The organism is Amycolatopsis rubida (assembly GCF_900115345.1).
GTDB lineage: Bacteria > Actinomycetota > Actinomycetes > Mycobacteriales > Pseudonocardiaceae > Amycolatopsis > Amycolatopsis rubida.
The window spans coordinates 1,328,597-1,342,200 of the sequence record NZ_FOWC01000001.1; the positions used below are offsets into that span (position 1 = coordinate 1,328,597).

At 67.0% G+C, this 13,604-nt stretch carries 13 protein-coding genes; 9 read left to right on the forward strand and 4 right to left on the reverse strand.

What is annotated here, in order from left to right; genetic code table 11:
* Nucleotides 1–10 precede the first annotated feature (10 nt).
* Genes BM362_RS06570 through BM362_RS06585 form a run of 4 tightly spaced genes read left to right on the forward strand, consistent with a single transcriptional unit; the run spans nt 11 to nt 4,392 of the window.
* Nucleotides 11–2,383: a xanthine dehydrogenase family protein molybdopterin-binding subunit gene (locus BM362_RS06570; protein WP_093572461.1), complete on the forward strand. Its 2,373-nt coding sequence runs from the start codon at nt 11–13 to the stop codon at nt 2,381–2,383.
* Entirely contained in the window at nt 2,380–3,198 is an 819-nt protein-coding gene (locus tag BM362_RS06575; protein ID WP_093572462.1) for an FAD binding domain-containing protein, read from the forward strand. Before BM362_RS06570 ends, BM362_RS06575 begins: the two co-directional genes overlap by 4 nt.
* The gene (locus BM362_RS06580; protein WP_093572463.1) at nt 3,191–3,685 is read left to right on the forward strand and encodes a (2Fe-2S)-binding protein; all 495 of its coding nucleotides are present in this window, start codon (nt 3,191–3,193) and stop codon (nt 3,683–3,685) included. Before BM362_RS06575 ends, BM362_RS06580 begins: the two co-directional genes overlap by 8 nt.
* 20 nt (nt 3,686–3,705) lie before the next feature.
* A complete protein-coding gene (locus tag BM362_RS06585) occupies nt 3,706–4,392 on the forward strand; it encodes an SRPBCC family protein (protein ID WP_093572464.1) in 687 nt (228 codons plus the stop codon).
* Here BM362_RS06585 and BM362_RS06590 read toward each other — a convergent pair.
* Nucleotides 4,328–5,050, reverse strand: a complete 723-nt coding sequence (locus tag BM362_RS06590) for a GntR family transcriptional regulator (protein WP_093572465.1) — start codon at nt 5,048–5,050, stop codon at nt 4,328–4,330. The genes BM362_RS06585 and BM362_RS06590 overlap by 65 nt on opposite strands.
* 38 nt (nt 5,051–5,088) lie before the next feature.
* On the opposite strand from BM362_RS06590, the gene BM362_RS06595 reads away from it, so the two are divergent.
* Nucleotides 5,089–5,853, forward strand: coding sequence for a maleate cis-trans isomerase family protein (locus tag BM362_RS06595; RefSeq protein WP_198545185.1), 765 nt, complete (start codon nt 5,089–5,091; stop codon nt 5,851–5,853).
* Here the strand turns inward: BM362_RS06595 and BM362_RS06600 are convergent.
* Nucleotides 5,823–6,521, reverse strand: a complete 699-nt coding sequence (locus tag BM362_RS06600) for a GntR family transcriptional regulator (RefSeq protein WP_067577236.1) — start codon at nt 6,519–6,521, stop codon at nt 5,823–5,825. The two genes, BM362_RS06595 and BM362_RS06600, sit on opposite strands and share 31 nt — an antisense overlap.
* Before the next feature lie 1,015 nt (nt 6,522–7,536).
* On the opposite strand from BM362_RS06600, the gene BM362_RS06605 reads away from it, so the two are divergent.
* The gene (locus BM362_RS06605) at nt 7,537–7,791 is read left to right on the forward strand and encodes a hypothetical protein (protein WP_093572466.1); all 255 of its coding nucleotides are present in this window, start codon (nt 7,537–7,539) and stop codon (nt 7,789–7,791) included.
* A 12-nt stretch (nt 7,792–7,803) separates the two neighbouring features.
* A complete protein-coding gene (locus tag BM362_RS06610; RefSeq protein ID WP_143132388.1) occupies nt 7,804–8,271 on the forward strand; it encodes a hypothetical protein in 468 nt (155 codons plus the stop codon).
* A 71-nt stretch (nt 8,272–8,342) separates the two neighbouring features.
* Here BM362_RS06610 and dusB read toward each other — a convergent pair whose 3' ends face one another.
* A complete protein-coding gene (dusB, locus tag BM362_RS06615; RefSeq protein ID WP_093572468.1) occupies nt 8,343–9,515 on the reverse strand; it encodes a tRNA dihydrouridine synthase DusB in 1,173 nt (390 codons plus the stop codon).
* 94 nt (nt 9,516–9,609) lie between these two features.
* Here dusB and BM362_RS06620 point away from each other — a divergent pair, with 94 nt between their 5' ends.
* Both BM362_RS06620 and BM362_RS06625 read left to right on the forward strand, forming a co-directional pair.
* Nucleotides 9,610–12,072 carry a DUF2339 domain-containing protein gene (locus tag BM362_RS06620; RefSeq protein ID WP_244287053.1) on the forward strand — a complete coding sequence of 821 codons (2,463 nt, stop codon included), beginning with the start codon at nt 9,610–9,612 and terminating at the stop codon, nt 12,070–12,072.
* Nucleotides 12,073–12,255: 183 nt separating this feature from the next.
* Complete coding sequence (locus BM362_RS06625; protein WP_093572469.1) at nt 12,256–12,657, forward strand: TIGR03667 family PPOX class F420-dependent oxidoreductase; 402 nt, start codon at nt 12,256–12,258, stop codon at nt 12,655–12,657.
* Nucleotides 12,658–12,670: 13 nt separating this feature from the next.
* Here BM362_RS06625 and BM362_RS06630 read toward each other — a convergent pair whose 3' ends face one another.
* Nucleotides 12,671–13,258 carry a superoxide dismutase gene (locus BM362_RS06630; protein WP_093572470.1) on the reverse strand — a complete coding sequence of 196 codons (588 nt, stop codon included), beginning with the start codon at nt 13,256–13,258 and terminating at the stop codon, nt 12,671–12,673.
* Nucleotides 13,259–13,604 lie beyond the last annotated feature (346 nt).

The following is a 13,604-nucleotide window of genomic DNA, read 5'->3' on the forward strand; positions in this document are numbered from 1 at the left end:
AGGAGAATCTGTGAAACCAGCCAAACGGCGCCACGGCATCGGCGCGAGGGCACCGCGCCGCGAGGATGCCCGCCACCTCGCCGGGCGCGGCACGTTCATCGCCGACCTCCGGCTGGCCGGCTTGCGCGAGGTCGCGTTCGTGCGCAGCCAGGTGCCCCACGGGCGTCTTGCCCGAGTTGCCAAACCAGCGGACGCCGAGCCCGGAACGGTGTGGACCGCGGAGGATCTCGCGCCGTTCGCCCAAGCGCTCACCGCGACCTCGACTCTGCCGGGATTCCGCGCGGCTCCGCTGCCCAATCTGGCGTCGGACAAGGTGCGTTATGTCGGGGAAGCGATCGCGCTCGCCATCGGCGACACCCGAGCCGAAGCCGAAGACCTGGCCGGCGAGATCACCGCCGACATCGAAGCGCTGCCGCCGATACCGGACTTCACCACCGCGCTCGCCGGAGAGACACTCGTGCACGACGAGTGGCCGGACAACATCTTCGCCACCACCCAGGGCGATTTCGGCGATCTCGACGAGGCCGTGCGTGCCGCGGCGGTCTCGATCACGCGGGAGTACACGATGAACCGGCAAGCGGTCGTGCCGCTGGAAACTCGCGGCGTCGCGGCGCACTACGACCGGTCGGCGGACCTGCTGACCGTGTGGTCGTCGACGCAGACGCCGCACATGATCCGCGACATGATCGCCTTGCAGCTGGGAATCGAAGCCAGGCGCGTCCGCGTGGTCGCCCCGGACATGGGCGGCGGGTTCGGCGCCAAATGCTCGGTCTATCCGGAAGAAGTCGCACTGGCGGCCATCGCGATGCAGCTCGACTACCCCGTCCGCTGGGTCGAAGACCGGTGGGAAGCGATGGTGTCCTCCACCCAAGCCCGCGACCACCACTACCGCATCACCGCGCACGCGGCGGCGGACGGCACGCTGCTGGGCGTCGAGGCCGACATCGTCGTCGACAGCGGTGCCTACTCGGTGCACCCCTGGACGGCGACGATGGACGCGACCATGTCGTCAGCGATGATCCCCGGTCCGTATCGGCTGCGGAACTACCGATTCCGCACTCGAAGCGTTGCCAGCAACAAGACTCCCTCCGGCCCTTACCGCGGCGTCGCCCGCCCAGGAGCCTGCTTCGCCATCGAACGCACCCTCGACGACCTCGCGCACGCGCTGGACATCGAGCCGCACGAGATGCGGATGCACAACATGGTCACCCCGGCCGAGATGCCGTACCGGTCGGTGGCGAACAAGGTCTACGACAGCGGCGACTACGCGGAGGCCGTGCGCCGAGCGGCGGCGCTCCTCGGACACGGCGAATGGCGTGCTCGACAGCAGGCGACGCCACTCGATTCACGCCACCGCATCGGAATCGGCTACGGCTCTTTCACCGAACAGACAGCTCACGGGTGCATCGAATGGGCCTCGCGCGGTCTCGCGATCACCATCGGGACCGAGGGTGCGCGGCTGGCAATGGACGCTACTGGCAGCTTCACCCTCGCCGTGGGCATCAAGAGCCACGGCCAAAGCTCGGAAACCACTCTCGCGCAGGTGGTGAGCGAGGTCTTCGACGTCGACATCGAACGTGTCAGTGTCCTTCACGGCGACACCGCCGTCACCCCACGCGGCGACGGAACCTTCGCTTCACGGTCGATGGTGATGGCCGGTGGCGCGACTTTCGGCGCCGCGCGCGAGCTTGCGGCAAAGGTCCTGGACATCGCCGCAGTGCTCCTCGGCGAATCCGCAGGCTCTCTCACGTTGCGCGACGGCGCGGTCCACAGCCGGAAGGGCTCGATCGACTACGCCGCTCTGGCGAAAGAATTCCTCTTCACTCCCGACCACGTGCCAGGCGTGGCACCGGGTCTGGAATGCACCTGCTACTACCAGCCCGAGGTGCAGACCGGCGCGTTCACCTACGCGACGCACGCCGTGGCAGTCGAGGTCGACCTCGACACCGGCGACGTGAAACTGCTGGACTACGCGATCGTCGAAGACTGTGGCACGATCGTGAACCCGCAGGTCGTTGACGGTCAGTTGATCGGCGGTATCGCGCAGGGCATCGGCACCGCACTGCTGGAGGAACTGGTCTACGACGCCGACGGCCAGCCGAAGTCCACCAGCTTCCTCGACTACCTGCTGCCTGGGGCGAGTGAAGTGCCGGAGATCAAGATCGGCCATCTCGAAACGCCCTCGCCCTACACGGTCTTCGGGATGAAAGGCGCCGGGGAAGGCGGTTCGATCGCCCCGCCCGCGGCGATCGCCAATGCGGTGACCGACGCGCTGCGCGAGTTCGGCGCGCTCGCCAACGAAACGCCGATAAGTCCGGCGCGCGTGTGGTCGGCGCTGCGGCTCGCGAACGCGCAGGCGCGTGAAGTGGGGGCGGCCCGGTGAAACCCGCGGACTTCACCTATCACCGGCCGTCCACAGCGGAGCAAGCTGCGAGTCTGCTCGCCGAACTGTCCGACGCGAAGGTGCTCGCCGGCGGCCAGAGCCTGTTGCCCATCATGAACATGCGGCTGGCCTCGCCCGAACACCTCGTCGACCTCACTGCCATCCGAGGACTGCGGACCTTCACCGAAGCCGACGACCAGATCCGCTACGGGGCGACCACGACCCACATGATGCTCGAAGAACAACTCGTTCCCGACCGCACCAACGGTTTGCTCCCGCGTGCGGCGTCCGGCATCGGCTACCGGGCGATCCGCAACCGCGGCACGCTCGCGGGCAGCCTGGCCCATGCGGACTCCAGCGCCGAGTGGCCGACGATCATGGCCGCTGTCGACGCCGCCGTGCACACGCTGTCCGTCCGCGGCACCCGTCGCATCCCGGTACGCGACCTCCTGCGGGGCTTCTTCACCACGGCCTTGGACGAGGACGAATTCATTACCGGAGTCGAGGTCACCCGCTTCGCGCCGGAGACCCGATGGGGCTTGTACAAGATGGCGCGTAAACCCGGCGAGTTCGCCGAATCGCTCGCTGTGGCGCTCCTGCGCCCCGACGGCGCCGAACTCTGGCTGGGCGCCGCGCGCGACGTCCCGATCCGGCTGCCGAACACCGAAGCGGTCGCCGAATCACCCGAGCTGCCCGATCTCCTCGACGCCGTCGGTGCCGACACCGGCAGCGAAGGACACCAACGCCAGCTGCACGCCGTATCGGTGCAGCGAGCATTGAACGCCGCGCACCACCAGGAGGTAACCCGTGTCTGAGGTGACTATCGAGCTTACCGTCAACGGCCGCAGGAAATTCGCGACCGTGCCTGCCCGCACCACGCTCGCGGACTTGCTGCGCGACCGCTTCCACCTCACGGGCACGCACTTGGGCTGCGAGCAAGGAGTGTGCGGCGCGTGCACTGTCCTCGTCGACGAGCTGCCGATGCGTTCCTGCCTCGTCTTGGCGGCTTCTTGCCAGGGCACCGAAGTCGTGACTGTCGAAGGGCTTGACGGGCCGGACGCCGACCGGGTTCGCGCCGCCTTCTCCCACGAGGGAGCGCTGCAGTGCGGATTCTGCACGCCCGGCATGCTGCTCGCCGCCCACGACCTGGTGCGTCGCCGCGAAGCGCTCACCCGCGACGAGGTGTGCGTCGCGCTGGCAGGCAACATCTGCCGCTGCACCGGCTACAACGGCATCGTCCGCGCCGTCCAGTCCGCGACAGCCGAGGGCATCGAGGCCGAAGGATCCGCGACCGTCCATTGAGGACACCAGAAGGGAATGTCATGGAATTCTCGAACGACTTCATCGTGCCCACCGACATCGCCACCGCGTGGACCGTGCTGACCGACGTGCCGCGCATCGCCCCGTGCCTGCCGGGCGCGACTGTTGAGCCCGCCGACGGCGACTCCTACCGCGGCTCAGTGTCGATGAAGGTCGGCCCGATCAAGGTTTCTTACGGCGGTACCGCCGCATTTCGCGAGCTGGACGAGCCCGCCCGGCGCATGGTCCTCGACGCCCGGGGGAAGGAGAAAACCGGCAAAGGGTCAGCGGCCGCGGTCGTCACCGTCACCCTGCACGAGGCATCCAGCGACAAGACCCGCGTGGACGTGCACACCGACCTGCAGATCACCGGAAAACTGGCGCAGTTCGGCCGCAGCGCGATGGCTGACGTCGGCGCACGCCTGATCGGCCAGTTCGCGACCAACCTGGAAGCCCTGCTGGCCCCGGCCCCGCAGGCGGCGTCCGCGACCGACCGCGAGCCAAGTCGCAACGGCCGTGTCCCAGCCACGTCCGAGACGCCAACGGCGGCGCGGCCAGGCTCGGACCTCAACGCACTCGCGCTCGTGGCTCCTCTGCTCAAACGCGCCGTACCGGCTGTGGGAGCGTTCACGCTGGGCGTGCTGCTTACGTGGCTGGTGGGACGGCGGGGAACTGCTCGTTCTGGAGAACGGCCCGTTGCGCTGCCCTGATGTGCACCTTCATGATCATCTCCGCGCTTTCTGAGTCGTGCTGTCGGAGTGCCTCGATCAGCTCACGGTGGTGTTCGGCGCTGCGCTGCAGGTCACGGTCGCTGTAGCGCAGAAATGTGCGTCGCACCAACGGAAGTCCGAACACCCCGGTCAGCAGCGAGATCAAGCTGTCGCTGCGGGTCGCTTCGAGGATCAGTGCATGGAATTCGTTGTTCAACGCCGCCGCATCGGCAGCCCCACGTCGGCCCTGCGCGATCGCCTCGCAGTACGCCGTCAGGTTCGCCTCCAGCGCCGCAATGGCCGTGTCGTTGATCTTCTGCGCCGCGACGGCGGCGACATAACCTTCGACGACCGCGCGGAGCCCGTAGATCTCGACGATCTGTTCCCGGCTCCACCCGACCACCTGTGCTCCGCGGTGACGTTCGAGCCGGACCAGTCCTTCCGAACCCAAGCGGCTGAGCGCCTCCCGTACCGGTGTGCGGCTCATGCCCAGAGATCCGGCGAGCGCGCTCTCCCGCAACCAAGTCCCGGGCGGCATCTCGTCGGACACGAGCTGTTCGAGGATCTGCTCGTACGCCCGCCGCGCCGCCGACGACGTCATCGCAGGCTGCCGGCCACCCTCGGGGGCGGCTTCTCGATCCGTCATCGCGTCCACCACCGAAAAGCCCGTCCCTTATCCGCACTGAAGGAGAATCCGTGTCCCCGTATCGCCTCGGCCTCATCGTGCCGAGTTCCAACACGACCATGGAAACCGAAGTTCCCGCGCTCCTGCGCCGCCGCGCCGACCCGGACGAAGTGTTCACGATCCACTCCAGCAGGGCGGTGCTGCATACCGTCGACCCCGAATCGCTTCACCGAATGGTCGGCGAGGGAGAGCGGTGCGCGGCCGAACTCGCCGACGCGCGAGTAACCGCGATCGGCTACGCCTGCCTGATCGCGCTGATGGCCGAAGGGCCGCGTGCGCACGAACGCATCGAACCACGGCTGTCTGACGTGGCCGAGCAGGCGGGCTGCCCAGCGCCGGTGATCAGCAGCGCGGGCGCGCTCGTGCGCACCCTGCTGGACCTGAAGCTGCAGAAAGTGGCGATCGTGACCCCGTATCTGCCGTCGCTGACCGAGATGGTGATCCGCTACCTCGCGGCTTACGACATCGAAGTCGTGGACTCCGTCAGTCTCGGAGTGGCGGACAACCACCGCGTCGGCGCACTCGATCCCGCCGGCTTGCCCGGACACGTCGAGCGGCTCGACCTGTCCCGCGCGGACGGCCTGGTTCTCTCCGCCTGCGTCCAGATGCCGTCGCTGCCCGCGGTCGATCCGGTCGAACGGAAGATCGGACTGCCGGTCGTCACGGCCGCAACCTCGACCACCCGTGAACTGCTGCGCGCGACCGGCCTGGAGCCGGTCGTGACCAGGGCAGGCGCGGCGCTGGCTCAGCCCTCGGTCTCGTTGTTCTCCAGATAACGCAACGAGCTGGTGAGGCTGGCCGTCAAATGCGCGGCCAGCACCTTGGTCGCGCCGTCGGCGTCGCCGGCGCGGATCCGCTTCACCAGCTCCGCGTGCTCGGCCGCCGCGGCTGCTTGGCGGTCGAGGTCGGGCAGGCTGCTCATCACGTACCGTTCGCACGTGTTCCACAATATGCACAGGTGCGTGTGCAGCACGCCTTCGCCGCCAGCGCGGAAAAGCGCGAAGTGGAACTCCCGATGCGCTTCGAGCATCTCCCGCGACACAAACGGAACCTTCCGCTGGGAAAGCTCCTGCATCTTGCGAAGCCAGAACTCCATCGTCTCGACGACGGCGGCATTTTCCGGCGCGGCAGCACGCTGGGCGGCGAGAGGCTCGATCCGCTGCAGGATCTCGAACGCGTCCCGCAAGTCCCGGACGCTCAGCTCCCGCACCACCGTGCCGCGCCGCGGCAGATTCTCAACCAGCGACTCGGCTTCCAGCTGCCGCACGGCCTCCCGCAACGGAACCCGGCTGACCTCCAGCTCCGCGGCGAGTTCGTACACCGGAACCTTCGCCCCGGGCTGGAGCACTCCGAGCACGATGCGGTTGCGCAGCTCTTGGGCGACGAACTCGGTGATCGTCCCCGGAGTCGTCGGAGCTCCGGACCGGGATTCGATGCCAGGCACCCCGCAAGCTCCTTACTCTCCACTGTCCGACGCGAACAGCATACAGTTTTCTTTTTACCCCGACCGTCATGGCCCGGTGGCCAGTTACGGCTCGACGGTGGGGGACCGAAGCCCGTCGAAGCTGGCTGGCCGACTGAGTGCGGCGAGTGATAAGTACTGGCCAACGGCCACTTTCGTGCGCGTGCGGGCCAAGGTTCCCGGATGCGTCCTGCTGCTTGCCGGTCGGAGTTCCGCATGACTACCTCGGCGGCGATCGGGTTGATTTGTGATGTCATGGCGGCAGTGGTTCGGGAGCCCGCTGACGATGTCGAGGAGGATGCCCCTCGGCCGTCGATCGACGCAGCATCGCGTCCGCCTCTGCCGACGTTGCCCAGGGTAGGTGGTCCGGCTGACGTCATAGTGCTCGCGGAAGCTGCCCTGCGCCGCTCGCGAGCCGGGTCGGCGGCAGAGGCCGTGGCAAGAGCCTCGATGTAATCCGGCGCGGCCGCAAAGAAAGATCGGAGCCCAGGGTATCTTGATTCGGTCAGCGATACCGCCTGGAGTTGATGCTCGCCATCGCCGAGACTGTCTCACCGATCCGGCGAGAACCCTCGACGTCACGATCAGCAATCTGCAAAGCCCGATGCGTGCTCCGATCAACACTGGCCTGATTCAGCCCGCTTCCGCGAGGAGACTCCTGTCGGAGGTTCTACATCCGCAACCCCAGTGCCGCCTGGGCCTGTGCTGGTGAGCTGAGCAGGGTATGCGCGACTCTGTGTCCGAAACCGGACCTGGCAGGACCGAGTCGGCACGGGGCGTCACGTCAACTGACGGCGACAACTCGTAACAATGACGGCGAAACCGGCGACTTATTACGATACCTTTGCCGATCCGAGGGAATATAACAACGGTGACCTCCGGTACCCGGGTTCGCCGATGATCGCGCTGGACACCCTGCGCGGCCATGACCGTTTTCCGAATATGAGCAGAACCGAGTTCCTGTTCAAGGATAACGGCGCTGTCTTGCAGTGGCAACTTGACTCGCCTCATCGAAGCGGTCAAGCGTGAGACACGACCCGCGGCCAAAAATGTCAAGGCCGACATCGAGGACAAGACTTTCATCGAGGTCACCAGCATGATGCTCGACGACTTGGACGAGCGCAACACGCGGCTCGCGCCGACCTTCGCGTTCGTCGACCCTGTCGGAGTCAAGGCCACCCCGATGTCCGTCCTCCTTCGCCTGACTATCCGAAAGGTGAGCTGCTCATCTATTTCGCACACGAGGCGGTAACCCGATTCTGCGGTGGGGGAAATATCGATCAAGCCCTGCCAGTTGCACGAGATGTGCAAGTACCCCTATACCCAGAGCTTCGCGATGTATGGCGACCGTGGCAAGCGATTTTACGACCTGTTCTACCGAACACGTGAACTCATCGGCCTGGACAGCATGAAAGCCGCGATGTGGAAGGTGGCCCAGTCAGGCGACTTCAGCTTCCGTGATCGGCTCGCTAACCAGGAAGTCATTTTCTCGCAGTCCGTCAACACCGCGCCGCTGCGCCGGCACCTGCCCCAACACTTCGCAGGCCAAGCCGTCACTATCGAATCCGTTGTTGACCATGTGGTGGCTGCGACGCCGGACGCCAGCAGCCACGTCAAACGCACTACCTTGGCACCGATGCAAACGGACGGCCTGATCACCAGTCCCAACCAGGCCCGAAAGAACTCCTACCCGAATGGAACCGTCATCGTCTTCCCCGACGCTCTGGCATAAATCGGCGACGACGCCAGGCCGGCGAGAACAATCCCTGGTCGCGCACCGATGAGGTCTGTTCGCGAGCAGGGTCAGCCGCCGGAGTGCATGTCTTCGGCTTCGGGGACGCAGTTGTCGTCGGGGTCGTCCAGCCAGCCGTGCGGGAGCGTGACCTTGCCGGGCGAGCCCTGCCGCCCACGCGGTCCGGTTGCCGCCTCGGGGAACGGCGCGTCGTGGTCGAGTTGGGCGATGAGGCCGTCCAGTTGGCCCATGTTCGAGACGGTCGCGAAGCCGCGGCGGAGTTCGGAGCCGACCGGGAAGCCCATCAGGTACCAGGCCATGTGCTTGCGGATGTCGCGCATGGCCTTGTCGTGCCCGTCGTGTTCGACAAGGAGTTCCGTATGGCGGCGGAGTACCTTCGCGACCTCGCCGAGGTTCGGCGGAGCCGGCAGCGGCCGCCCGGCGAACGCGGCTTCCAGTTCGCCGAACAGCCATGGCCGGCCCAAGCAGCCGCGTCCGACGACGACGCCGTCGCAGCCGGTTTCGCTGACCATGCGCAGGGCGTCGTCGGCGGAGAAGATGTCGCCGTTGCCCAGCACCGGAATGCTGGTGACAGCCTCTTTAAGAGCGGTGATCTTGGTCCAGTCGGCCTGGCCGGAGTAGCGCTGCGCGGCGGTGCGCGCGTGCAAGCTGACGGCAGCCGCGCCCTCGGCTTCGGCGATGCGTCCGGCGTCGAGGAAGGTGTGGTGGTCGTCGTCGATACCGACGCGGAACTTCGCGGTGAACGGAACACCAGCCGGTTCGGCGGCCTTCACGCAGGCGGAGATGATGTCGGCGAACAGCTTCCGCTTGTAGGGAAGCGCCGCCCCACCGCCCTTGCGGGTGACTTTAGCGACGGGGCAGCCCCAGTTGCTATCCACGTGGTCGGCCAGGCCTTCGCCGACGATGATTCGCACGGCTTCGGCCATGGTTTTGGGGTCGACGCCGTAGAGCTGCATGGACCTGGGCTTTTCGTGCTCGCCGAAGGTCATCATGTGCATCGTGCCGGGGTGCCGCTCGACGACTGCGCGGGCAGTGATCATCTCGCACACGTAGATGCCAGCGCCGTACTCCTGGCAGAGCTGCCGGAACGCCACATTGGTGATCCCCGCCATCGGAGCGAGCACGACGGGAGGATCGACCTGGTAAGGGCCGATCTTCAACGTCGGCGCGCTCAACGTGGCAGTCACTCTTCCATTGTCGCTCGTGACGTACGGCACACGCATCCGGGCAGGTCGGCGGACGCGAGACCATCTCGTGTCCAGCCTTGAGTAGTGCTACGGATCCGATCATCGTGCCGTTTCGCCCACGCTGTCCGGTATGACCACGGAAGCTGCAACGCTCCACCGCCTGGCCGGCGAGCTGGACGACCTCGGCCGCCGCCTGACACACGTAGGCACCGAACTCCGCGCGGTGCGACCCCAGCCTGAACCGGCGACCGGCCAGCCCGACGAGGCATCCGTCCTGGACACGGCCGCGCGCTCCCAGCCGACGTCGGGCCAACCGGGCGACCACGCTGAGTCGGCAGCGCCGACCAGGGAGCAGTCGCAGGCGGCCTACCCGCCTGACGGCACTCAGCCCGGCAGCTCCGCCCACCCGGCCGTGCCGACCGTCGGCTCCGACCACTCGGCCGTGCCGACCGTCGGCTTCGCCCACCCGGCCGCGCCGGGGCCTGCCGACAAGGCAGTCTCTTCCGCGGCGTCGGACCAGGCTGCCGCTGCGGCGGACATGACTGTCGCGCCGGACCAGACTGTCGCGCCGGACCAGACTGCGGCGTCGGACCAGACTGCCGTGCCGGACATGACTGCCGCGCCGGGCGAGCCGTCCGCGTCAGGTCGCCCTGCCGAGTCGGGCTCGGTTGCCGAAGCTGGCGATGCCGCCGTGCCGGGCCAACCCGCCGGACCTGGCCAGCCTCTTGCGCCTGGCCACAGCTATCCGACCGCTCCCGGTCGCCCGCCCGCCCCGGGCTACCAAGCTGCGCAGGGTCCGTACCTATACCCGGCCTACTCGGCCGCGCACGGGACAGCGTTCCACCCCCACCCGGGCTACTACTCGTACAACCCTTACGCAGCACCATATTCCGCCCAACCCGTGGCTGGCGCGACCCACCCGTCGACGCCACAACCCGGGACCGGGCAACCCGCCGCGGGCGATGTCGCAGCCGGACAGTCCGCCGTCCAGCCGGGCCACGGACAGCCCGCCGCCGACCAGCCCGCTCAAGGACAACCGCAGGCAAGCTCCCAACATCCGCTGTACAGCCAGCCTCCCTTCATTCAGCGGCTTTACCCTCCAGCGCCGACGCTCCGTGAACGGCTCAGCCGCGAAGGCGCCGGTTCGCGGCTGCTGGCGTGGATCGGCGGCGCGGTGACGTTGCTCGGGGTCGTCCTGCTACTGATCCTGGCCATCCAACGCGGCTGGCTCGCCCCGTTGCCGCGGGTGGCGGTCGGCGCTGTGTTCGGTGGGATCCTGGTCGGCGCGGGCGCTTGGCTGCACCGCAAACCGGCGGCGCGTACGGGAGCATTTGCCCTTGTCGCTACTGGGATCGCGACGCTCTACCTCGACACTGTCGCTGCCACCTCCTTGTACGATTTCCTGCCCGTTCCCGCCGGGCTCGCGGTCGGCTTGGCGATCGCGGTAGGCGGACTTGTGCTTGCGGTCAAATGGGATTCCCCTCTCCTGGCTCATGCCGTGGTGGGAGGATGCGGGGTGTGTGCGCCCCTGATCACTTGGGGCTTCACTGATGAACTCGTGACGTTCCTTCTCATGATCCAGATCGCGACCGTCCCTGTCCAGCTTCGGCGGTCGTGGTCTCCCCTTTCGTTTACTGCAGCCATTCCTCCCTTGACAGCGGCGCTGATCGGTGTCGGGCTGCACACGTTGCCGGTGTGGGCGGTGCTCGCCGCTGGCGTGGCCAGCGCGGCGGCGGCGCTGGTCTCGTTGCGGCGCAACGACAGTGAGCCGTACTCGCTGTCCGTGCTGGCTGTTTCCCCGTTGCCGATCCTGGCTGCCGCGCTGGTGTCGCACAGACCGGAATCCGTGCTTCTCGCGGGTGGAACGGCGGTCGTGCTCATCGCGACCTGGATCATCGTTCGGGGGAATTCCGGTACTGTCGCAGGAATCGCCGGTCTCGTCGCCGGGATGCAGGCGACCGTCACACAGTTCGATGGCGGAGCTGTCCTGCTTGGCGAAGCAGTAGTGCTCGCGTTTGCGGCGAAGTTCACTCGAAACCGTTTCGCGCTGGGCGGTTCTCTCGTCTTCGCGGTGATCGGCGGACTGCTCGCGCTCGGGTCGGACGTGACCCCCGCGCTGCTGTTGCTCCCGCATTGGCATCCGCGAGATCTTCTCCTTACCGCGCTGGCCTCGGCCGCGCTTCTCCTCGCCGCGGCGATTGCGTTGCCGTGGGCGGCAATTCGGCTCAACGCGGTGAAGACGGCCAGCCTTGTGCCTTGGCCGCCTGCAGGATTGTGCGCGCTCTACGGCGCTGCTGGACTGGTGCTCACTGCGTCCATGCTCGTGGCTCCTGGCCGAGTCGGATTCCTGGTTGGCCATACGCTCGTCACGGTTTCCTGGACCGTAATGGCGTTCGTTCTTCTGCTGCGCGGGATCGAAGTGGTCGCGTTGCGGATAGCCGGGCTGGTGCTGGTGGCCGCTGCCGTCGCGAAGCTCGTGTTGTTCGACCTTGCCACGCTGGACGGGCTGGCTCGCGTGGGCGCGTTCCTCGGCGCCGGGGTGATCCTGCTTGTGGCGGGTGCCCGGTACGCACGGGTTGTCGCGTCGCGCTGAACTTGCGAGATGTCCCCCGATCCGGGGAATCGAGATTGACCTCGGATCGGGGGCTTTCCCTTGTGTGGCACCAAACTCTAGTCGTGTCGGGGCAGTGGTCCGAGATGGCTCGCGAAGGTCGGCGGGGCGGAACTGTCGGTGGCTCGTGGTTACCTGGGAAACCTACCGAGGAGGTATCCGACCATGACCTACACCCACGACCCGAAACTCATTGAACGCGCAGGCGAATCCGTCGCATGGCTCACCACCGTGACTCCTCGCGGCCGCCCCGCGCCGCGGCCGGTCTGGTTTGTGCTCGATGGCGAGGACATCGTGGTCTTCAGCCGGCCCGGCACGGCCAAACTCAGGCACCTCGCCGCCAACCCAGAGGTGAGTTTCCACCTGAACAGCGACGAACACGGCGGGAGCATCATCGTCGTCAACGGGCGTGCGCAGGTCGACGAGGCCAAAGCCTCCGAAGCGCCTGGCTACCTGGCGAAGTACCAGCGGCATTACGCCGGTATCGGGTTCGCCGATCCAGCTGCCTTCGACGCCGACTACTCCGTGCGGATCCGGATCGTGCCGGAGAAGTCCTGGGGGTTCTGAGGGCAGCTCCCGGTTAGAAGCCGACGTCCAGGCAAGCCAGCCGTCCACCCGCGGTTCCGGCGTGCCCGGGGTTGGTATGGGTGTGGGTTTCGTGGATCACCACGGACTTCGCCCGTCGTCCGTCGAATGTCCAGTCCACAGTGGAGGTTGCATGACCGATGCCTGAGCGGTCGGTGGTGAAGTCGAGCCAAATCTCGTTGCGCGGGTTGGCATAGGTCGGATCCACCGAAGGCTTCACCGGGTCCGGCACGTGCTGGAAATGCCCGCCCGCGGCGTCACCGGTGGCGCCGCAGGAGTTGACATGCGCGTGTGCACCGTATTCGTGCTGCGGCAGGAGGCCGCTGATCACCAGCACGGTGGTGGTGCCGACGTGACCGGCGGACAGGGCCGAGACGTGCACCTTGGCTCCAGCAGGCACGAGATTCGGGCGGTAGGTGACGGCATGGTCGCCCGGGGTGTATGCCGCGAATGTGCCGTGGGCAGCGGTGAAGTGCACAGGAGAGGCCGCAGCCGGAGCGGCTGCGGCGGAGGTAGCCGAGAAACTCGTGGCGGAGAGACCGGCGGCGAGGGCTGCGGAAAGGAACTTAGGGAGGAAACGCATGAAACTTCTCTAACCAGTCGGCGCTTGCCGTGCCATGTTCTCCACTCGAACGTGTGGACGTCGCCCAGATGTCGGGACGGCTTTCCTCGCGGGCGTGAGGTGCGTGGGGTCGCTGAGTGGGACAGCGTCGGGATCAGCCAGATTCAGACGTTGGCCGGGCTGGGCGAGGTGCAGGTCAGATGTGGGCCTCGCCAGGCAGGCGTGCGTGGCTCTGGCTGGATGTTGGGCGCGAGGTCATCCGGCGCTCGTTGTGGAGAGGCTCAGAGGCGCACTGGTGCGGTTCGAGGCACGCTCCCCGTATTAGAGCGGCTGGCGAGTCGGTGGAGCTCGAACGGCGGTTGCGTCG

Bases quoted from the DNA above. Each gene is read 5' to 3' on its own strand.
- BM362_RS06630 (WP_093572470.1), bottom strand. From the start codon at position 13,258: ATGCGTTTCCTCCCTAAGTTCCTTTCCGCAGCCCTCGCCGCCGGTCTC.
- BM362_RS06620 (WP_244287053.1), top strand. From the start codon at position 9,610: ATGACCACGGAAGCTGCAACGCTCCACCGCCTGGCCGGCGAGCTGGAC.
- BM362_RS06625 (WP_093572469.1), top strand. From the start codon at position 12,256: ATGACCTACACCCACGACCCGAAACTCATTGAACGCGCAGGCGAATCC.
- dusB (WP_093572468.1), bottom strand. From the start codon at position 9,515: ATGCGTGTGCCGTACGTCACGAGCGACAATGGAAGAGTGACTGCCACG.
- BM362_RS06585 (WP_093572464.1), top strand. From the start codon at position 3,706: ATGGAATTCTCGAACGACTTCATCGTGCCCACCGACATCGCCACCGCG.